22 protein-coding genes, 1 pseudogene and 1 CRISPR repeat array are annotated in these 19,510 nt (G+C 70.2%); of the genes and pseudogenes, 10 read left to right on the top strand and 13 right to left on the bottom strand.

Annotated elements, in window-relative coordinates; all coding sequences use genetic code 11:
• Positions 1–30 precede the first annotated feature (30 nt).
• Positions 31–984 carry a LysR family transcriptional regulator gene (locus ACIHCL_RS24645; RefSeq protein ID WP_399864800.1) on the top strand — a complete coding sequence of 318 codons (954 nt, stop codon included), beginning with the start codon at positions 31–33 and terminating at the stop codon, positions 982–984.
• Between the two features lie 194 nt (positions 985–1,178).
• Here the strand turns inward: ACIHCL_RS24645 and ACIHCL_RS24640 are convergent, their stop codons facing one another.
• Positions 1,179–1,394, bottom strand: a complete 216-nt coding sequence (locus ACIHCL_RS24640) for a DUF397 domain-containing protein (protein WP_399864799.1) — start codon at positions 1,392–1,394, stop codon at positions 1,179–1,181.
• Complete coding sequence (locus tag ACIHCL_RS24635) at positions 1,391–2,230, bottom strand: helix-turn-helix domain-containing protein (protein ID WP_399864797.1); 840 nt, start codon at positions 2,228–2,230, stop codon at positions 1,391–1,393. The genes ACIHCL_RS24640 and ACIHCL_RS24635 overlap by 4 nt, the downstream gene beginning before the upstream one ends.
• A gap of 94 nt (positions 2,231–2,324) precedes the next feature.
• Here ACIHCL_RS24635 and ACIHCL_RS24630 point away from each other — a divergent pair, with 94 nt between their 5' ends.
• The 3 genes from ACIHCL_RS24630 to ACIHCL_RS24620 all read left to right on the top strand — a co-directional run bounded on the left by ACIHCL_RS24630 (position 2,325) and on the right by ACIHCL_RS24620 (position 3,738).
• The gene (locus tag ACIHCL_RS24630; protein ID WP_399864796.1) at positions 2,325–2,588 is read left to right on the top strand and encodes a hypothetical protein; all 264 of its coding nucleotides are present in this window, start codon (positions 2,325–2,327) and stop codon (positions 2,586–2,588) included.
• On the top strand, positions 2,585–2,977 hold the full coding sequence (locus ACIHCL_RS24625) for a hypothetical protein (protein WP_399864795.1): 393 nt from the start codon (positions 2,585–2,587) through the stop codon (positions 2,975–2,977). The genes ACIHCL_RS24630 and ACIHCL_RS24625 overlap by 4 nt, the downstream gene beginning before the upstream one ends.
• 377 nt (positions 2,978–3,354) lie before the next feature.
• A complete protein-coding gene (locus ACIHCL_RS24620) occupies positions 3,355–3,738 on the top strand; it encodes a hypothetical protein (RefSeq protein ID WP_399864793.1) in 384 nt (127 codons plus the stop codon).
• Between the two features lie 692 nt (positions 3,739–4,430).
• Positions 4,431–5,057: a CRISPR direct-repeat array (repeat unit 29 nt; unit sequence CTGCTCCCCGCGCACGCGGGGATGGTCCC).
• 67 nt (positions 5,058–5,124) lie between these two features.
• On the opposite strand, the gene ACIHCL_RS24615 is transcribed toward ACIHCL_RS24620, so the two are convergent.
• Complete coding sequence (locus ACIHCL_RS24615; RefSeq protein WP_399864791.1) at positions 5,125–5,892, bottom strand: alpha/beta hydrolase family protein; 768 nt, start codon at positions 5,890–5,892, stop codon at positions 5,125–5,127.
• A 103-nt stretch (positions 5,893–5,995) separates the two neighbouring features.
• On the opposite strand from ACIHCL_RS24615, the gene ACIHCL_RS24610 reads away from it, so the two are divergent.
• Both ACIHCL_RS24610 and ACIHCL_RS24605 read left to right on the top strand, forming a co-directional pair.
• Positions 5,996–7,111: an adenosine deaminase gene (locus ACIHCL_RS24610; RefSeq protein WP_399864789.1), complete on the top strand. Its 1,116-nt coding sequence runs from the start codon at positions 5,996–5,998 to the stop codon at positions 7,109–7,111.
• A gap of 182 nt (positions 7,112–7,293) precedes the next feature.
• Positions 7,294–7,605, top strand: a complete 312-nt coding sequence (locus tag ACIHCL_RS24605) for a hypothetical protein (protein WP_399864788.1) — start codon at positions 7,294–7,296, stop codon at positions 7,603–7,605.
• A 272-nt stretch (positions 7,606–7,877) separates the two neighbouring features.
• Here ACIHCL_RS24605 and ACIHCL_RS24600 read toward each other — a convergent pair whose 3' ends face one another.
• From ACIHCL_RS24600 to afsQ1, 5 genes are all read right to left on the bottom strand, one after another.
• Positions 7,878–8,078, bottom strand: coding sequence for a PspC domain-containing protein (locus tag ACIHCL_RS24600; protein ID WP_399864786.1), 201 nt, complete (start codon positions 8,076–8,078; stop codon positions 7,878–7,880).
• Positions 8,079–8,171: 93 nt separating this feature from the next.
• Positions 8,172–8,720, bottom strand: a complete 549-nt coding sequence (locus ACIHCL_RS24595; RefSeq protein WP_399864785.1) for a VanZ family protein — start codon at positions 8,718–8,720, stop codon at positions 8,172–8,174.
• A 68-nt stretch (positions 8,721–8,788) separates the two neighbouring features.
• Positions 8,789–9,466, bottom strand: coding sequence for a GerMN domain-containing protein (locus tag ACIHCL_RS24590; protein WP_399864784.1), 678 nt, complete (start codon positions 9,464–9,466; stop codon positions 8,789–8,791).
• A complete protein-coding gene (locus ACIHCL_RS24585; protein WP_399864783.1) occupies positions 9,466–11,097 on the bottom strand; it encodes an ATP-binding protein in 1,632 nt (543 codons plus the stop codon). The genes ACIHCL_RS24590 and ACIHCL_RS24585 overlap by 1 nt, the downstream gene beginning before the upstream one ends.
• Positions 11,094–11,771 (bottom strand): two-component system response regulator AfsQ1, encoded by a 678-nt coding sequence (gene afsQ1, locus ACIHCL_RS24580; protein WP_399864859.1) that lies wholly within the window; start codon positions 11,769–11,771, stop codon positions 11,094–11,096. The genes ACIHCL_RS24585 and afsQ1 overlap by 4 nt, the downstream gene beginning before the upstream one ends.
• Positions 11,772–11,962: 191 nt before the next feature.
• Between afsQ1 and ACIHCL_RS24575 the strand changes: the two genes are divergently transcribed.
• The 3 genes and pseudogenes from ACIHCL_RS24575 to ACIHCL_RS24565 all read left to right on the top strand — a co-directional run bounded on the left by ACIHCL_RS24575 (position 11,963) and on the right by ACIHCL_RS24565 (position 13,640).
• Positions 11,963–12,817: a SigE family RNA polymerase sigma factor gene (locus ACIHCL_RS24575; protein WP_399864782.1), complete on the top strand. Its 855-nt coding sequence runs from the start codon at positions 11,963–11,965 to the stop codon at positions 12,815–12,817.
• Positions 12,818–13,158: 341 nt separating this feature from the next.
• Positions 13,159–13,341, top strand: a pseudogene (locus ACIHCL_RS24570) (hypothetical protein); the annotation flags it as partial.
• A gap of 11 nt (positions 13,342–13,352) precedes the next feature.
• Complete coding sequence (locus ACIHCL_RS24565; RefSeq protein ID WP_399864780.1) at positions 13,353–13,640, top strand: hypothetical protein; 288 nt, start codon at positions 13,353–13,355, stop codon at positions 13,638–13,640.
• A gap of 107 nt (positions 13,641–13,747) precedes the next feature.
• Here ACIHCL_RS24565 and ACIHCL_RS24560 read toward each other — a convergent pair whose 3' ends face one another.
• Entirely contained in the window at positions 13,748–14,392 is a 645-nt protein-coding gene (locus ACIHCL_RS24560) for a uridine kinase (protein WP_399864778.1), read from the bottom strand.
• A gap of 128 nt (positions 14,393–14,520) precedes the next feature.
• On the opposite strand from ACIHCL_RS24560, the gene ACIHCL_RS24555 reads away from it, so the two are divergent.
• Positions 14,521–14,925, top strand: coding sequence for a hypothetical protein (locus ACIHCL_RS24555; protein WP_399864776.1), 405 nt, complete (start codon positions 14,521–14,523; stop codon positions 14,923–14,925).
• 106 nt (positions 14,926–15,031) lie between these two features.
• Here ACIHCL_RS24555 and ACIHCL_RS24550 read toward each other — a convergent pair whose 3' ends face one another.
• The 4 genes from ACIHCL_RS24550 to deoC form a co-directional block, all read right to left on the bottom strand.
• Complete coding sequence (locus tag ACIHCL_RS24550; protein WP_399864775.1) at positions 15,032–15,772, bottom strand: class I SAM-dependent methyltransferase; 741 nt, start codon at positions 15,770–15,772, stop codon at positions 15,032–15,034.
• A gap of 149 nt (positions 15,773–15,921) precedes the next feature.
• A complete protein-coding gene (locus ACIHCL_RS24545; protein ID WP_399864773.1) occupies positions 15,922–16,860 on the bottom strand; it encodes an aldehyde dehydrogenase family protein in 939 nt (312 codons plus the stop codon).
• A complete protein-coding gene (locus tag ACIHCL_RS24540; RefSeq protein WP_399864772.1) occupies positions 16,850–18,331 on the bottom strand; it encodes an aldehyde dehydrogenase family protein in 1,482 nt (493 codons plus the stop codon). The genes ACIHCL_RS24545 and ACIHCL_RS24540 overlap by 11 nt, the downstream gene beginning before the upstream one ends.
• 5 nt (positions 18,332–18,336) lie before the next feature.
• Positions 18,337–19,338, bottom strand: a complete 1,002-nt coding sequence (gene deoC / locus ACIHCL_RS24535; RefSeq protein ID WP_399864858.1) for a deoxyribose-phosphate aldolase — start codon at positions 19,336–19,338, stop codon at positions 18,337–18,339.
• Positions 19,339–19,510 lie beyond the last annotated feature (172 nt).

Here is a 19,510-nt window from a genome sequence, read left to right as displayed (position 1 = left end):
CCAATGCATGAAAAGGGCATAATCGATCCCATGGTGCATGAACCCAGCTCACGGCCTCGGCTGTCACCCAGTAGTTACGAAGAAGACATTCGGGCGGTCCTCGCACCACGCCTCACCCACTTCGCGGCGGTGGCCCGCCACGAGCACGTCACCCGCGCCGCACACGAGTTGGGCGTCCCGCAGTCGACGCTCTCGCGATCGATGGTCAGGCTCGAACAGGACCTGGGGGTCGCCCTGTTCGCCCGCAAGGGCCGTACCGTCTCCCTCACCCCCGCCGGCCGCACCTTTCTGGCCTCCACCGAGCGGGCACTGGCCGAGGTCGAGAAGGCCGCCGACTCGGTACGGGCCGACGCCGACCCGGCCACCGGCAAGGTCGCCTTCGGCTTCCTGCACACCATGGGCTCCGAGACCGTGCCCGCCCTGCTCCGCGCCTTCCGCGCCGACCACCCCGGCGTGCGCTTCCAGCTCGTCCAGAACTACGGCGAGGCGATGATCGAGCGCTTGAGGGCCGGCGGCCTCGACCTCTGCCTGACCTCACCCGTGCCGGACGCCCCCGATCTGGTCGCCCGCCGCCTCGACGAACAGCGGCTGCGCCTCGTCGTCCCCGAGGACCACCGCCTCGCCGTCCGACGCCGCATCCGCCTCGCGGAGGCCGCCGACGAGAAGTTCGTCACCCTCGAACCGGGCTACGGCCTGCGGCGGATCACCGACGACCTGTGCGCCCAGGCGGGCTTCAGGCCCCGGGTCGCCTTCGAGGGCGAGGAGGCGGAGACCCTGCGGGGGCTCGTCGCCGCCGGCCTCGGCGTGGCCCTGCTGCCCCCGCCCGCGGTGGCCCGCCCCGGCGTCGCCGAGCTGACGGTGACGGCCCCGCGAGCGGTCCGTGAGATCGGGGTCGCCTGGCTCGACGGCCACCCCGACACCCAGCCCGTGGCGGCGTTCAAACGCTTCCTGCTGTCGCGCCGGGGACACCTGCTGCCTGACTGAGCGGGGGCGTCTGCTGTTGGGCCGAGCCGGGGCGTGGCAGCTCGCCGCGGGAGGGGCCTCGCACAGCAGGCGGGTTTGACGACACGGATCGGGCCGCGCCGGGACGTACGGCCGCGCCGCGTGAGCAAAGCCCCGACGTGGGTGTGGGCGGGGCTGTCATCATGGTCGATATCGGTGCGTACGGGACCGGGTGGTCAGTCCGTGCCAAACTTTCCAGCCTTGATACCCGCCACGAACGATGTGAACGCATGGGCAGGGACGATCAGCGCCGGGCCGTGCGGGTCCTTCGAGTCGCGAATGGGGACCGTGCCGGTGGTGGCCGCACTGCGCGGGGCCCACTCGACGCAGGAACCGCCGTTGTTGCTGTAGGAGGATTTGACCCAGCTCAGAGTCGTGGAGTCGGTCGTCACGGGGTGCCCTTTCGTAGCTGGTGGATCACATCCACGGAAGCCGTCTGCGACAGAGACACGGCCTGCAACTGATGGTAGGCCCTCACCAACAGCAACACGGACGGCAGTTCGCGGTCCAGATGCCCCTGTGTTTGCGACTCGACGTAGGAGACCACGGATCGGTCCTGAAGGGTCAGCAGGTTCACCAGCCGATCGAAGGGGCGACGCTCGCCGAGGCTGTAAGGGGCAAGCTGAAGCATGGTGTTGGGCTGCGCGGCGAAGTCGATCAGGTGCTGCAACTGCGCGTCCATGACTGCGGGGCCGCCGATGGGCCTGTGGATACAGCTTTCGTCCAGCACCGCGACCAACAAGGGTGGCAAGGGCCGCACCAGCGCGGCCTGTCGCTCCATGAGGAACGAGACGCGTTCGTCCGCCTGTTCACGTGTGATCGTGCCCAATTCAACGGCGCTTTCAGCCAGGGCTTGCGCGTATTCGCGTGTCTGAAGCGGGCCAGGGATCAGGCCCGACTCAAAGAGCTTGATCTCCGCCGCCCGTCCCTCAAGCCCAACGTACTCAGGGAACCCTTGCAGCAGCACACCGTGGCGGATCTCGCGCCACGCGCGTTCGAATGTGTCGGCCGTGCCTTCGAGTCCGAACGCGACATCAAGTGCGAGCGAAAACCTGCGGGTTGGTGGTTTGCGACCATTTTCTACCCCGGAGACATGCCGTCCGGAATACCCGATCCGTGCGCCGAGGTCGTCCTGCTTCCAACCGTGTTCCTCCCGTGACTTGCGTAAACGAGCGCCGAACGCCGCTTCCGGGCTTGCTTCAGGGTTCAACTCATTGCGGTTTACCAATGTGCCCTCCGTTTCCGAGACGTTGAATACGAGCTCACTGTAGGCCGATGCTGAGACACCCCGGTAGTGGTACCACTACGGAGAGGAGTGGCACATGCCTACGAAGAACGGCTCCCCGGGCAGCGGACAGGAGCCCCCGCAACTCCCGGCCCTCGGCGCGCTCATGGTGGACACCTCGCACGGTGAGCGAGTGGGGGAGTTTCGCGGAACGGCTGGCCCTTACTGGTCGTTGCGACCGGTGCGGGGTGGCGCCGAGTGGGAAGCCGAGCCCGCCCGCGTCCGCCCCGCGGGACCGATAGAGCGACTGCGCGCCGAGATCGTCCGTGTCAATCGGCGCAGCCGTGGCGAACTGCTGTGACAGCACAGGTCCTTGCCGAGACGTATGCGGGTGACGCGCGGACGACCGTCCATCTCGGCGGAGTGCTCGTCGCATCCCCACGGCTCGCCCTCCGATGGCTCCGGGGGCAGGCCGAGCGGCTCGCGAACGGACTGGACCCGGACCCCGGCACCCCATGGGTTCCCCGAACGGCGTTGCGAGCGGTGCCCGCGTCTGAACCCGACGCACCGGCTGAGTTACGCGGCTGGGCCACCGACGACGAGTGCCAAGGCGATGCGCTTCACCGGCTCGCCTCGGGAGGCGAGTTCGAGTTCGTCGTTCGGGACGCGGTGTGCTGGTACGGGCTCACGGCCCGACCCTTGCTCATACCGGATTTCACCCGAGAGGCAGGCGCGCTGATCAGCGCGTAGCCACTCACGTCCCCGCCCGGCTGTCCTCATGCCCTTGATGCGGCAGCAGTTGGGTGGCCTCCACCCCATGCAGACCGCAGACAGAAGACCGCCGCCCACCGATAGAGAATCGCCGCCCACTGACCACTGGGCACCGACAGAAGACCAGGGAAGCCGTGCCACTACTGACCCCTTTCGTTGCCCTGCGAAGTGACGAACTGACTGTTGCGGTATCAGAGTTGACGATTGGGTTCGCCGCGCGTGGGCCCCAACTCGCCTACCGGAAGCCTCGTCCGGGCGACCGGGACCATCACGGAAACCTGTGGGTTCGCATGTCGGAGTCCTCGGACGGTCGCCCTCTGTATGCCTCCATGAACACCTGCCGACAACGCCGGTGCATGGAAAACCTGCTGTGCCAGGTCTGCGCCGAACCGGCCGACTGGAACGAGCAGGGTTGGCTGTTCCTCGACTGGCGGCGCCCGGACTCGCCCCGGACCTGGCCCGAGAGGTCCATCACCTCCATGCCGCCCCTGTGCGCCGAACACGCACGGGTGTCCCTACGCCAGTGCCCGTTCCTCCGCCATGCCGAGTACGCCGCACTGCGCGTACGCAAGCCCCAGCTCTACGGGGTCTCGGGCACCGTCTACCAACTCGCCGACTCCGGATGGCGTACCTCCGAGAACGACGTGCTTTCCCCGTACAGCAGCCCCCGTCTCCCCGGCATGCTCGCCTCCCGCCTCCACCGCCAGTTGCGGGGAGTGACGGTCGTCGAGCTGCCGTAGTTCCCGCATCGCTTCCTTCGTCGGTGGGGACTTCCCAGGGCTCTGGGCCGCTCACGGCCGACTGCCCACCCGATGACGGGCCCGCTCAGCTCCACGCCCTGCGCCGCCGGACGGCCCCTGCATCGCTGGACAGGGCCCGCAGAGCCCGTGAACACAGCGGGAGAGAACCCGAAGTACTGCAATCGCCCCCGCTGAACCCGCGCATGTCCTGCGCGAACTCGGCAAAGAACACATCGGCGACCACGCCCGCACGCCGTGGAACCGCCCACCAGATCCGTGCCCCGGAGCGCTTGAACCGCGCGTGAAGCCCTCGCAGAGACACGTCTGCTCATGGCTGATGGTGCGCTGCGGATGCAGTAGCTGGAATGCGCCTTTTGGTGGGATGGCCTCGTTAGCGGCGTGACCGGTGTCGGGCATGAGGCATCGTCCCGGACCTGTCAGCCAGCGGAGAGGCGGCCCTTCAGTGTGGAGGGTGGCCCGGGAGTCAGCTCCGCATGGGCTTTTCCCTGTCGGAGACCGGCGGCCACCGAGTAATCTCCACGACACATGCCTAGTTCGCCAGGCAGCAGCTTCGTTCAGGCTGAAGGGGTGACGGCCCGGTGCGCCAGATGGGGTTTTTGGTCGCAATGTCGCGATTCAAGGAAGTAAGTAAAAACAGCCATCCCGCCATCTAAACCCGCAGGTCAGGAACTCTGCTCCCCGCGCACGCGGGGATGGTCCCCTCGCCTTCTGGTCTGGGCTGGGCTCCCACCTCTGCTCCCCGCGCACGCGGGGATGGTCCCCGCCGGGTGGCGGCCCGCAGCGCGGCCAGCATCTGCTCCCCGCGCACGCGGGGATGGTCCTTGGAGGGGTCCATTTGCATGCCGAGATTCCATCTGCTCCCCGCGCACGCGGGGATGGTCCCACCTGCTGCCGACGCCGTACCTGCTCCCCGCGCACGCGGGGATGGTCCCGGGACATCATCCGTGCCGAAGCAGCCCTCCCTCTGCTCCCCGCGCACGCGGGGATGGTCCCCGCCCGCACCGAACGCACCCAAAGGCGCCTGCCTGCTCCCCGCGCACGCGGGGATGGTCCCCAGACCACTCCTACCAGGAGTGCTAGCAAGCACTGCTCCCCGCGCACGCGGGGATGGTCCCGAGCGGCTCGAAGCGGCCGAGGAGACAGAGTTCTGCTCCCCGCGCACGCGGGGATGGTCCCAGCAGACCAACACCCGACCGGCTACTCCAGTCCTGCTCCCCGCGCACGCGGGGATGGTCCGCTGTGGCTCGGGTACGAGGCCGAGGGCGTGAACTGCTCCCCGCGCACGCGGGGATGGTCCCGTCGGATCGGCGGCGTTGACGGTGCCGTCCGGCTGGTCCCTGCGCACGCGCGCCCGTACGCCACCGCTCACCCCCGCAACGACCTCCCGAATCCCGCCGCCAGTGGCATGCGCAGGCCCAGGGGCGGTGGGGCCGCGAGGGCGTCGGTGACGGGGCGGGCGTACGGGTGGCCGAGGAGGGAGCCGCGGATGAAGTCCGTGACCAGAGCGGCCACTTCGGCACGGTGCTGGCGCAGGGCGTGGCCGTCGGAGTGGACCTCGAAGCGACAGGTGTCGCGGTTGGCCTTCTTGGCGCGTTCGGCCAAGCGGAAGGAGAGTTCGGGGTCGATGCGGGCGTCGTTCGTGCCGTGGACGAGCAGGACCCGGCGGCCGAGCAGGTGCTTGACCGGTTCCGTATCCGGCTCGCCGGGGGAGTTCTCGGGGAGCCAAGGAGACATCGCCAGAACGGAGTTGACCGCCGTGTGGCCACCCGCCCGGAGGGCGGCCCGGCCGCCCATGCCGTGGCCGGCGAGGCAGACGGGGATGTCGCCGTAACGGCGTACGACCTCGTCCGCCGCCCATTCGGCGTCCGCGGCGAGCTGGGCGGCGGTCGTGTTCCAGCCGCGGCAGCGGTAGCGCACGAGGTGGACGGCGAGGCCGTCCGCCCGGCCGGCACGGGCCAGCCTCCGGGCCAGGGGTAGCTGGAGGGCGTACGAAAGGAGGGAGGGGCGGCGGTGCGAGGTGGGTTCACCGTCCGGGAGTAACAGGACCACGCCGCTGACCGCGGTCGGTGCTCCGGCCGTTCCGACGGCCCGTCCCAGCCTCGCGGCAGGTTGGGGGAGTGCGCGCTGTGCCATGGCAGAACAGTGTCGGAAGGACGTGTGTACTCCACCCGTATTCGCGGTCACTGTTGCATATCGACCGGCGACATTCTACGCGCGTAGGAGCTACAGTGCCCAAATGATGAGTCCTACCCCGCACGTGCCCGACCAGGATCAAATCCGGCGTGCCCCCAAGGTCCTTCTCCACGATCACCTCGACGGTGGTCTGCGCCCGGGAACGGTCGTCGATCTCGCCCTCGCGAACGGATACGACGGACTGCCCGAGACCGAACCCGACAAGCTCGGCACATGGTTCCGCGAGGCGGCGGACTCCGGGTCGCTGGAGCGCTACCTGGAGACGTTCGCGCACACCTGCGCCGTCATGCAGACCCGGGACGCGCTGGTCCGGGTGGCCGCCGAATGCGCCGAGGACCTGGCCGCGGACGGTGTGGTGTACGCCGAGGTCCGCTACGCCCCCGAGCAGCACCTGGAGGCCGGTCTGACGCTCGAAGAGGTCGTCGAGGCGGTCAACGAGGGCTTCCGCGAAGGTGAGCGACGGGCCCGCCGCGACGGCAACCGCATCCGCGTCGGCGCCCTCCTCACCGCGATGCGGCACGCCGCCCGCTCCCTGGAGATCGCCGAACTCGCCAACCGCTACCGCGACGAGGGCGTCGTCGGCTTCGACATCGCGGGGGCCGAGGCGGGCTTCCCGCCCACCCGGCACCTCGACGCGTTCGAGTACCTCAAGCGCGAGAACAACCACTTCACCATCCACGCGGGCGAGGCGTTCGGCCTGCCGTCGATCTGGCAGGCCATCCAGTGGTGCGGTGCCGACCGACTGGGCCATGGCGTCCGCATCATCGACGACATCGAGGTCACCGAGGACGGTGGCGTGAAGCTGGGCCGCCTCGCCTCGTACGTACGGGACAAGCGTATCCCGCTGGAGATGTGCCCGACCTCCAACATCCAGACCGGGGCCGCCGCCTCGTACGCCGAGCACCCCATCGGGCTGCTCCGGAAGCTGCAATTCCGTACGACTGTGAACACGGACAACCGGCTGATGAGCGGCACGAGCATGAGCCAGGAATTCGAGAAGCTGAGCGAGGCTTTCGGATACACGCTCGACGATATGCAGTGGTTCACCGTCAACGCGATGAAGTCTGCGTTCATCCCTTTTGATGAACGTCTCGCGATGATCAACGATGTGATCAAGCCCGGTTATGCCGAGCTCAAGTCGGAGTGGCTCTTCCGGTAGACCGCTGCGACCAGCGCTTCTTCCGCCCCGAGGGGCTGATGAGCGTCGCGCGGAAGTCGGCCGGGACACGCGGGCACGCGGAATTCAGCAGATTTTTTCATCTTGGGCATGTTTGCGGGAGGGCGGTGAGCTGACTACGTTTCGGAGCCGCTCACTCCCCCCTCCCCAAGGATGAAATCCACATGATGCAGTCTGCTGCCAGGACGCTCGGTGCCGCCGCTCTCGGTGCCGCCTTTGCCGCCGTCACCGCGGGTACCGCCTCCGCCACCGTGCTTCCGGCGGACGCCGCCGCCACGGCTCTGCCGGTCGCCGGCTCGGCACTCGGCGCCGTGACCAAGCCCGGACCGGTCGAGGACACGGCCACCAAGCTCCTCGGCACCGGCCAGCAGAAGCTCGTCGACGATGCCACCAACCCGGTCAAGGGCCTTCTCGGCGGCCTGCCCGCGGGCGCGAAGACCGGAGGGCTTTCGGCCAACGGGATCCCGCTCGGCTGACCCCGTACGCACGCATGTGGCACACGCCTGTGGGGCGGGCTCCCGGACCAGGGAGTGCCCGCCCCACAGGCGTGTCGTACGCGCTGCGCGGTCGTTCCGCGGGAGCCTCCCGCGGCGTGGTCACGGGGGTCGTTCCGCGGAGTCGTCGCGGGATCATCACAGGGCCGGCCCACAGAGCCGTTCCCGCGGGGCCGGTCCACAGGGTCATTCCACGGAGTCGTCGCGCGGGGTCGCCGGTTCACAGGGGCTTTCCGCGGGGTTGCGCTCCGGGGTCACCAGGCGGTGGCCGACGTCTTCTCGGACGGGATCAGCACCCACAGAGCCAGGTAGAGCAGGCACTGCGGCCCCGGCAGCAGGCAGGAGAGCAGGAAGATCACGCGCATGGTCCCCGCGGAGGTGCCGAAGCGCCGTGCCAGCGCAGCGCACACTCCGCCGAGCATGCGTCCGTCTTGAGGGCGGGCAAGTGCGGCCATGGTGGGCTCCTTCGCGAACCGTTGCCGGGAAGCATCTCCGTCGTACTCCCGATGGGTTCATCGTCGCCCGACGCACGGGGGCGGGGCGTCGCTCTACGGGGCTATCCCGACCCTGGGAATCGTCGGGGTCGAGCCCTGAGCCTTCTCGTCCGCCGGGCGGGGGGCGGGCCCGGTCCTCCGCCGCTTCCTGCGGCGCAGCCGCGCCCGGCACATGGGCACGACCAGCAGATGGGCGAGCGCCACACCGACGGTGTTCAGCAGCAGCGAGTCCACGTCGACCCGCTGCCCCGGCACCCCGGTCTGCGCCAGTGCGATGCCCAGCGAGATCAGCGCCGCGGCGGCGACGGTACGGGCCATCGAGGCCCACGGGGAGACGAACAGCCGCCCCCCGGCCATGGGCAGCAGGACGCCGAGCGGGGCGAGCAGCAGCAGTTCCCCGCCGATCCGGCGGGTGGCCTCGACCGGGCCGAGCGCGAGATCGGCTCTGATCCCGGCGAGCGGTTGCAGATTCGAGGCGGTCATCCAGGGCACATCGAGCGGACGCAGGGTCAGCCACCCGACGAACAGCAGATGCGCGAGGAGGAGAAGGATGCCGGCCGCGCGGAAACGGATGACAGTTTGGCTGTCCGAACCTTGACGCACGCACCCCTAGACGCGCCGGGCGGCGGGATCGGTTCCGCCTGCCCGGCAGGGGACTGTGCGGCCTCGGTTCAGCCGCCCGTCCCCATCTCCGTGCCCGTTCCCGTGCCGGTCTCCGAGTCCGAGTCCGTGTCCGGCCCCGGATCCGTCCGGGTCGGCAGCGCCGCCGTCTGCGGTCTGGTCTTCGTCTCCGAGGTGCAGAGATAGCCGCGCGCCGGATACTTCCCGGGGCCTCCCAGGACCACCGTGCCGCCCGGTGCGAGCGTCGTGCTCTCCGCGTACGTGCACACGATCTGTGCCAGCGCCTCGGCCGACAGGTCCTCCGGCTGGTCATTGAGTCTCAGCGTGCCCCGGGGGTCGTCGACGCGTGCCGCGCCTATCCGCAGCTTCTCCGGTACGGCCGTGGAGAATCCGGCCTGCCGCTCGTCCGCGGACGGTCTTCGCTGCAGCTCCTCCAGGAGCACCTGTGCGACCCGGATCCGGTCGGCGGCCGTCTCATCGGTCCGTACGGTGCGGTCCACCGTGGCCAGTTGCGAGGAGCAGACCAGATAGATCTGCACGGGTATGCCCTGGTGGGCCTGCGCGCTCACGTCCTCCGCGGGCAACGAGCACGGGACGCGGGACGGCGCCGCCCCGGCGTCCACCGGCACGGACGTGGTCCGGATCCCGCAGCCCGCGGCCAGCACGGCCGTGAGCGCGACACCGGCCAGCGCCGCCCCCGACCGGCGTGCCCGGTGGTTGCTGCCCATCACGTCGCGTCGTCCTCCTCGTCCCGGCGCTTCCCGTCGTCCCGTCGGCCCGCCTCGTCCTGGCCTGCCCTGTCCCGGCGGCCCGCCTCTTCCCGGCGGCTCGCGTCCTGCTCACCGTCGGCGCCTTCGGCCTCCTCGGGCCGGGCACGGGTGAGCGATTCGGCGTCGCGCGGCAGCCGCAATGTGAACACCGCGCCGTCGCCGTCCGGTGAGTTCACGGCCGTGATGTCACCGCCGTGGATGTGTGCGTTCTCCATCGCGATCGACAGGCCCAGACCGCTGCCCTCCGAGCGCGGGCGCGAGGCGCTGGCCTTGTAGAAGCGGTCGAAGACATGCGGCAGGACGCCCTCGGGGATGCCGGGGCCGTGGTCGCGGACCTCGATGACGAGTTCGTCGCCCTCGGTCCGCACCGCGACCCGTACCGGCGAGCCGCCGTGCTTGAGCGCGTTGCCGATCAGGTTCGCCAGGATCACGTCGAGCCGGCGCGGATCGAGGCGGGCCATGTTGCCGCGCTCGGCGTCCAGATCCACCGCGTCCAGCCAGGCACGGGCGTCGATGCAGGCGGTGACCTGGTCCGCGACGTCGACCGTGTCGAGCACCAGCCGGGCCGTGCCCGCGTCGAAGCGGGTCACCTCCATCAGGTTCTCCACCAGGTCGTGGAGGCGCCGGGTCTCACTCACCACCAGGTTCACGGCGGGGGCGATCATCGGGTCGAGATTGTCCGCCTCGTCCTCCAGCACCTCGGTGACGGCGGTCAGCGCGGTGAGCGGGGTGCGCAGTTCGTGCGACATGTCGGCGACGAACCGCCGGCTGGCTTCCTCCCGGGCGCTCATGTCCGCGACCCGCTTCTCCAGGGAGCTGGCGGTCCTGTTGAACGTACGGGACAGGTCTGCGAGTTCGTCGGTGCCGGACACCACGAGCCGGGTGTCGAGCTTGCCCTCGCCGAGCTTGCGCGCGGCGTCGCCGAGCCGCTGCACGGGCCGCAGCACGGTCGTCGCCGCGGCCTGGGCCAGCAGGGCCGAACCGATCAGGGCGAGCGCGGTGGCGATCCCCAGCGACCAGGCGAGGGAGTTCAGGTCCTGCCGCTCCTGGTCCAGGGACTTCAGCATGTAACCGGTCGGGCCGCCACCGGTGATCCTCGTACCGCCCACCAGGTACGGCGTGCCGCGGATGCTGGTCCGCTGCCAGAACAGGTGGTACTCGTACGAGTCGTCCGCCCCCACCCGTTGCTTCCCCATGACCGCCTTCTGCAGCGCCCTCGGCACATGGTCCAGAGTGAAGGTGTCCAGGTCGGAGTTGCCGACGATCGGCTTGCCGACGTCGCGCTCGTCGACCAGCAGCACGCTGTAGCCCGGCGAGCTGTTGGCCATCTGCACGGCGGCGTTCTGCAGATCGTCCTTGGTCGGCCGCAGCGGCAGCGCCGCCGCCCGGTTCTGCATCTCCTGCCGGAAGTCCCCGAGCGCGGCGTCCTGGGTACGCGTCAGCACCGCCTCGCGGTTCAGCCAGTACGCGATGCCCGAGGCGGACACCGCGGCGGTCAGCGCCACCAGCCCGAACACGACGACGAGGCGCAGGCGCAGGCTCGTCCAGCGGAGCCCGGCGAGCAGGCTCCGTTCGGCGACACCGCTCACTGAGGCGCGTCCAGCCGGTAGCCCACACCCCGAACGGTGCGGATCAGGGTCGGCGACGACGGCACGTCCTCCACCTTGGCGCGCAGCCGCTGCACACAGGCGTCCACCAGCCGGGAGTCGCCCAGGTAGTCGTGCTCCCAGACCAGCCGCAACAGCTGCTGCCGCGACAGCGCCTGGCCGGGCCGGCGGCTCAGCTCCAGCAGCAGCCGCAGCTCGGTCGGCGTGAGCTGGAGGTCCTCGCCGTTCTTCGTCACGGTCATCGCGGAACGGTCGATCACCACGTTCCCGAAGGCCGCGGAGTCGGTGGACTCGCGCTCACCGCGGCGCAGCACCGCCCGGATACGGGCGTCGAGCACCCGGCCCTGCACCGGCTTGACCACGTAGTCGTCGGCACCGGACTCCAGCCCGACCACCACGTCGATGTCGTCGCTGCGCGCCGTCAGCAGGATGATCGGCAACTGGTCGGTGCGCCGGATGCGCCGGCACACCTCGAAACCGTCGATGCCGGGCAGCATCACGTCCAGCACGATCAGATCCGGCCGCTGCTCGCGCAGCAGCTTCAGGCCGTCCTCTCCCGTCGCCGCGGTGGCCACACGGTGGCCCTGGCGTGACAGCGAGAGTTCGAGGGCCGTGCGGATGGAATCGTCGTCCTCGATCAGCAACAGGAAAGGCACGCTGGTCATTCTGACCCATGGTGGAGCCTCAGTTCGACCGCAGGCGCCCACACGTACACCCGTGGCGCGGGCCGCGCGGCGACGACAGGCCCTGTGACAGGGCTGTGACAGTCGGGGGACAGCGTGATGAAACTGCCCCGGCAAGCTCATTGGCACACGGAACGGCGGGACTCCACCGAGGGGGGCGCAAGATGAACACAGCTCACAGCATCACCGCAAGCGCAGTCGTCACGCGTCTCCATGATGTCGGCCGGAGTGCCGAGAAGTCCGGTGCCGGAGCGGGGACCGCCCTGCTCGAACGGGGCCGGGAACACGGGGGAGCACGGGGGTACGCCCGGGGTGCCGGGCGTGCGCACACGTCGTCGTCCGCGTCCGCCGAGCAGGGCCGCAGGCCCTGGATGGCGGTGGTCGACGCGCCCGTGGGGGGACACGGGGGACACGGGGGAAGCCGCAGGGGGGAACACGGGGAAACCGCGTACGGGGAGGCCATGGGGGAGCAAAGGGCACCGGCACGGGTCGAGGACGCCGACACGGCGTTCACGGCCTACGTCCGGGAGCGCCGCGCCTCCCTGTACGCGACCGCCTACCACCTGACCGGTGACCGGTTCGAGGCCGAGGACCTGCTGCAGAGCGCCCTCTTCTCGACGTACCGGGCGTGGGACCGGATCACCGACAAGGCGGCGGTCGGCGGCTATCTGCGCCGCACCATGACCAACCTGCACATCAGCGCCTGGCGCAGGCGCAAGCTCAACGAGTACCCGACCGAGGAACTGCCGGAGACGCCCGGCGACACGGACGCGATGCGCGGCACGGAGCTGCGCACCGTGCTCTGGCAGGCGCTGGCCCGGCTGCCCGAACTCCAGCGCACGATGCTGGTCCTGCGTTACTACGAGGGCCGCACCGACCCGGAGATCGCGTCGATACTCGACATCAGCGTCGGCACGGTGAAGTCCAGCATCTGGCGGTCGCTCCGCCGGCTGCGCGAGGACGAGGTCCTCAGCTTCGGCCGTGACCGGGAGGAGTCCTTCGGCGAGCTGGTGGCCTGAAGGGCGGGGGGATACGGGGGACGCTGCTTCGGGGGAGGCGGCGGAGTACGGGGGAACAGGGGAATCAGGGGAATGCCGCGGGGGCGGACGGGCTGGGGGGCCTGTCCGCCCCCGCTGGTGTGTGCGCGGCAGGTGTGCCGGGCGCGAGGATGACGGCCGGCCAGCGGGGGGCTTCGCGCGCGGTGCGAGGTACTGCGCGTTCCCCAGTCCGGCCGGGCCCGCATCCCTCCCGGCGTCCCCTCCTTCACGCATCGCCGCGCCGCCGTGCGGAAGAAGGCGCTTGCCAGTGCCGCGTCAGGCAACGTTCGCCCCCTCGCCGCCAAGGACGGCCAGGGGTGGAGTACGACAGGGGCGTCCACGGCATCACCATGGGGCAGACCTGGCTCGGTCTGAGCTCCACCGCCGCCAACGCGATGTTCGACGTCACGCTCAACGAGTACAAGGCCGCCCAGGCCGAGGCGAAGGCGATCGCCTCGCTGCTACCGGACGCGCACTCCCAGTTCACGGAACTGAAGGGCAAGTTGCATATGGGTTCATGACGTACACGGCGTCCCGGGATCCGCTGGTCATCGCCGCTGTGAAGAAGTCGCCGGGCACGACAAAGGGTGAGGCGCCGGACGGTCGGGAGGCCGATGTCGTCGATCCGCAACGGATGGTTCTGCCCTGTGCTCAGGGCGATCTCTATCTGGCGGTCGATTCAGGACTGCAGTACTTGGAAGCGAGGAAGCGCCACTCGGATCTTCCGGCGCGGAGCACGTACTTCGAGCCGTTCGTGAAGTCCGCGACGAAGACCTTCGGCTGCGGCACAGCCGCGAGGTCCTGACGAACCCGGGCTGGACCGGCCCGGGGCCCGTGCACACCGTGGCCACCCGGGCCGGGCAGTAGTGCGCGACGGCGGCGATTCGCCCCGGCTCACCCCGCGAGCCCGCCCTACTCCGGAACGGGCATCCCCACCGGTGCGCGTCGGCACCGGCCCGCCGCCGCTGCGGCCAGCCGCCCCAGCGCCTCCTTCTTGCCGCACGGATGCGCGCCCAGGGCCGTCTGACGGGCCACGATCCGCCGTTCCGCCCGCATCAGCCGCCAGCCGCGCCGCAGCAGGAACGGCACCGACTTGCGGCCCTCGCGCAGGTCCCGTACCAGCCGACGGCGGAATGTCGTCGTCGGACGGCCGCGCAGGCACAGTGCGTCCGCGAGTACACCCAGTTCCTGGCACCGTCCGACTATGTCCGCCGCGAAGATCCCCTCGGCCACGAACAGTGGTGTGCGGTCGATGTGGAGGGTCTCGTGGCCGACGCAGGAGCTCGTGGAGATGTCGTACACCGGGACCTCCGTGTGCCCGGTACGGCACAGCTGAGTGATCGCCGCGACCGCCGCGTCGGCGTCCCAGGACCGTGCGGAGTCCCAGTCGATGTCCGTACTGCCCGGGACGAGCGGCAGCGTGGGGTCGTCGCCCTCCTTGTAGAAGTCGTCCAGGCGCAGCACCGGCAGGTCCGAGCGGGCGGCGAGATGGGACTTGCCGGAGCCGGAGGGACCGGCGAGCAGCACGACACGGGTCGGGATCGGTTGGGAAGTCACAGCACATGAGTGTGAAGCATTGACCCGCGCAGGGGATCACCCGGTCGTCGTGTTGGTATCGAGCATCCCATCTCAACTACGCTACGCATTCAGTTGATTACTCGACCATATCGACCAGGTGGGATCTCATGGCACGTCATGCACTGGAGAAGTCTCGGCGCCGCGCACTGTTGAGGGCGGGGCTGACCATCACCGCGGTGGGCGCCGCGATGGGCGCGGGAGGTGCGGCGGCCCAGGCGGCTCCGCTGCCCCTCGTGCCCGCCACGGGTGCCGACACCGGCATCGAGGCGGCCGGCAGCGCGGTGACCGGGGCGGTCGGGCAGTCGCTCCGGAGCGGCATCACGCCGGTCACACAGTTGCAGCTCGACCCGCTGGCGGGCACCGGAACGGACCCGTTGAACAACACCGTCGGCACCCAGATCGCCGACTTCAAGCCGGTCACCACGGGCGTCGTCACCGATCCGCTGACCAGCGGCGGCGCGCTGAAGGACCTGCCGCCGGTGAGCGAGGCGGTGAAGCTCCTGAACGGCTGACGCCGGCGCGGGCGCACCGGTACGGGCGGCGGCCCGTTTCCCCCGACATCCGGGGAAACGGGCCGCCGTCGTCTTGCCGGAGTGCCGGGGCGGATGCGCGCGGAAGTCAGGGGGTGGGTGCCTTCTTGACCGCTTCGATGATCGCGGCGTGGGGCGTGTCCAGGTAGGGCTGGTAGAACGCGGGATCGTCCGCGGCCTCGTCGGACAGCCGGTGCGCGCGCCATGCGATGTCCGTGAAACCGGCCTCGGCAAGGGCCCGTTCCAGCGTCGGGATGCTCCAGCAGCGGGCGGTGACGTGCGCGTCGTGTCCGCCGAAGCGCAGATTGAGGCCGACGGGGGCGCCGTCCTCGCGCGGACCTTCCGCGTACAGGCGGAAGCCGTACGGCGCGTAGTGGTCCGGGTCGGGGTGGAAGTCCGGGTGCAGGGGCAGGGTCAGGAAGCGTCCGCCGGGTTTCAGCGCGTCGGAGGCCACGCGGAACAGACCGACGAGCTCCTCGTAGTGGGTGGCGTACGGCGGCACGTACACGGCCACGACCAGATCGAATGTGCCCTCGGCCGACTCGGGCAACGTCCCCGCGACATAGTCGATCCCCAGCCGCTCCCGCTCCTCCCGGCGGACGGCGTAGTCGATCATTCCGGTGGACTCGTCGAGCCCGGTGACCGAGGCCCCGGGAAGCGCGGCCAGCCGACGGCTGTAGACGCCGCTTCCGCACCCCAGGTCCAGGATGCGCGCGCCCGGGGCCGGGCCGATCAGGGAGAGGACACTCGGGAATTCCAGATGCCGACGGAACGGCAGCTCGGAGAACTCCTCGTACATGTGGGCCAGGTCGTCGAACTGACTCGACATCGTGACAACCTCCTGTATTTCCGGATGATCTTCCCGGTGTCAGGAGGGTGAAACCCGTGACCGTGTCGGCCGCCGTCCCGGGCAGGACGGGGCCCGTGGTGGCAGGCCCGGGACGGGCCCCGACCGGTCGGCCGGGGCCCGGATCCGGCTCAGTACGAGGAGCCCGACACGCCCAGTGCGCCCGTCGGGTGCCAGACCGTCTTGGTCTCCAGGAAGGCCGTCAGCCGGTGGGTGCCCGGAGCGGCCGTCCAGTCGATGGCGCCGCCCTCGCCCACAGGCTGTGGACGCAGCACGCGCTTCAGGTTGTCCGCCGCCGCGATCTCCAGCTCCTTCGCCAGGGCCGGGTCCGCCCCCGTGAGGTCGATGGCGTTGACGTCCTGGTGGGCGGCGAGCGGCGTCGCGATCTCCGCGGTCTTGCCGGACAGGATGTTCACCACGCCGCCCGGCACGTCGGAGGTGGCCAGTACCTCGCCCAGCGACAGGGCGGGCAGCGGGGCGCGCGCCGAGGCGACGACGACCGCCGTGTTGCCGGTCGCGATCACCGGGGCGATCACCGAGACCAGACCCAGGAACGAGGACTCCTGAGGCGCCAGGACCGCGACCACCCCGGTCGGTTCGGGCGTGGACAGGTTGAAGAACGGGCCCGCGACCGGGTTCGCCCCGCCGACGACCTGGCCGATCTTGTCGGTCCAGCCCGCGTACCAGACCCAGCGGTCGACCGTCGCGTCCACGACCGCCGCCGCCTTGGACTTCGACAGCCCCTCCGCGTCCGCCACTTCGTGGACGAACTGGTCCCGGCGGCCCTCCAGCATCTCCGCGACGCGGTAGAGGACCTGGCCCCGGTTGTACGCGGTCGCGCCCGACCAGCCGCCGAACGCCTTGCGGGCGGCCACGACCGCGTCGCGCGCGTCCTTGCGGGAGGACTGGGGGGCGTTCGCCAGCCATGTGCCCTTACCCGCCGCGTCAGCGGCTGATGTCTTCGCCGTCACCTCGTACACCCGGCCGCTCTCGGAGCGGGGGAACTTGCCCCCGACGTACAGCTTGTAGGTCTTGAACACGCTCAGGCGGTTCGGACGGTTATCGGACATCGAGGTACGCCTCCAGGCCGTGACGGCCGCCCTCGCGGCCGAAGCCCGACTCCTTGTAGCCGCCGAACGGCGAGGTCGGGTCGAACTTGTTGAACGTGTTGGCCCAGACGACGCCCGCCCGGAGCTTGTTCGCCACCGCGAGGATGCGGGAGCCCTTCTCCGTCCAGATGCCCGCCGACAGGCCGTACTGGCTGTTGTTCGCCTTGGCGACCGCCTCGTCGGGGGTGCGGAACGTCAGCACGGACAGCACCGGGCCGAAGATCTCGTCGCGGGCGATGGTGTGCGCCTGGGTGACGTTCGTGAACAGCGTCGGCGCGAACCAGTAACCGGTGGCCGGGAGTTCGCAGGGGGCCGTCCAGCGTTCGGCGCCCTCCGCCTCGCCCGTGTCGGCGAGCGCGGTGATCCGGGCGAGCTGCTCGGTGGAGTTGATCGCGCCGATGTCGGTGTTCTTGTCCAGCGGGTCACCGAGCCGGAGCGTGGACAGCCGTCGCTTGAGCGCGTCCAGCACTTCGTCCTGGACCGACTCCTGGACGAGCAGCCGCGAACCCGCGCAGCAGACCTGGCCCTGGTTGAAGAAGATGCCGGTGACGATGCCCTCGACGGCCTGGTCGATCGGGGCGTCGTCGAAGACGATGTTGGCGCCCTTGCCGCCCAGTTCGAGGGTGACCTTCTTGTCCGTACCGGCGACCTGGCGGGCGATGGCCTTGCCGACCGCCGTCGAACCGGTGAACGCGACCTTGTCGACGCCCTCGTGGGCGACGAGCGCGGCACCCGCGTCCCCGTACCCCGGGAGGATGTTGACGACGCCCTTGGGCAGGCCCGCCTGGCGGCAGATGTCCGCGAAGAACAGCGCGGACAGCGGGGTCGTCTCGGCGGGCTTCAGCACGACCGTGTTGCCGGTGGCGAGCGCCGGGGCGATCTTCCACGCCAGCATCAGCAGCGGGAAGTTCCACGGGATGACCTGGCCCGCGACGCCCAGCGGGCGGGGGTCCGGGCCGTAACCGGCGTGGTCCAACTTGTCGGCCCAGCCCGCGTAGTAGAAGAAGTGCGCCGCGACCAGGGGCAGGTCGGCGTCCCGGGTCTCCTTGATCGGCTTGCCGTTGTCGAGGGTTTCGAGGACGGCGAGCTCGCGGCTGCGCTCCTGGATGATCCGGGCGATCCGGAAGAGGTACTTGGCGCGCTCCGCACCGGGCAGCGCCGACCACTTCTCGAACGCCTTGCGGGCCGCCTTCACGGCCCGGTCGACGTCCTCGGAGCCGGCCCGCGCGACCTCGGAGAGCACCTCCTCGGTGCTCGGCGAGACCGTCTTGAAGACCCTGCCGTCGGCCGCTTCGGTGAACTCGCCGTCGATGAACAGGCCGTACGAGGGCGCGATGTCGACGACTGCCCGCGACTCGGGAGCGGGCGCGTACGCGAACGCGGACGCGGGCGTGACCGCGGGCGCGGATGCGGATGAGGATGTAGATGCCATGGGGATCAGTCCACCGTCACGTAATCGGGGCCGGAGTAACGGCCGGTGCTGAGCTTCTGACGCTGCATCAGCAGATCGTTCAGCAGGCTGGAGGCGCCGAACCGGAACCAGTGGTTGTCCAGCCAGTCCGCGCCCGCGGTCTCGTTCACCAGCACCAGGAACTTGATCGCGTCCTTGGAGGAGCGGATGCCGCCGGCGGGCTTCACACCAACCTGCACCCCGGTCTGCTCCCGGAAGTCGCGGACCGCCTCCAGCATCAGCAGGGTGTTCGAGGGAGTGGCGTTGGTCGCCACCTTGCCGGTCGACGTCTTGATGAAGTCGGCGCCCGCCATCATGCCGAGCCAGGAGGCGCGGCGGATGTTGTCGTACGTGGACAGCTCGCCGGTCTCGAAGATCACCTTCAGCCGGGCGTCGGGGCCGTCGGCCCGCGCGCACTCGGCCTTCACGGCGAGGATCTCCTCGTACACCTTGAGGTAGCGGCCGGAGAGGAACGCGCCCCGGTCGATCACCATGTCGATCTCGTCGGCCCCGGCGGCCACGGCCTCGCGGACGTCCGCGAGCTTCACGTCGAGCGCGGCGCGCCCGGCGGGGAAGGCCGTCGCCACGGACGCCACGTTCACGCCGGAACCGGCCAGCGCGGCGGCGGCGGTCTCCACCATGTCGGGGTAGACGCAGACCGCCGCGGTGCGCGGGGTGGTGCGGTCGGTCGGGTCGGGGTGGACGGCCTTGGCGGCGAGGGCCCGGACCTTGCCCGGGGTGTCCGCGCCTTCCAGCGTCGTGAGGTCGATCATCGAGATGGCCAGATCGATGGCGTATGCCTTGGCCGTCGTCTTGATCGAACGGGTTCCGAGGGACGCGGCGCGCGCTTCCAGGCCGACGGTGTCGACGCCGGGCAGTCCGTGCAGGAAGCGACGCAGCGCACTGTCGGACGCGGTCGCGTCGGAGAGCGGGGTGCCTCCCTGCTCGAACGCGGTTGAGCGCCTGGGGGAGGGGGCTGTGGTGGGCATGGTCACCAGATGAGCATATCTACGCGCGTAGCGGCGTGTACAGGGGGTCAGGTCCTCCGGCTTCCGCGCGGCGGTGGGGGCGGGCTCCTCCAGGGGTGTGCGGTGGTGGGGCCGGGGTCCGGCAGGGGTTGTGTGGTGGTGGGGCCGGGTTCCGGCAGGGGGTTGCGCGGTG

It is taken from the genome of Streptomyces sp. NPDC052042 (assembly GCF_044548345.1).
Taxonomy (GTDB): domain Bacteria; phylum Actinomycetota; class Actinomycetes; order Streptomycetales; family Streptomycetaceae; genus Streptomyces.
This window is presented reverse-complemented; position numbering and strand designations above follow the sequence as displayed.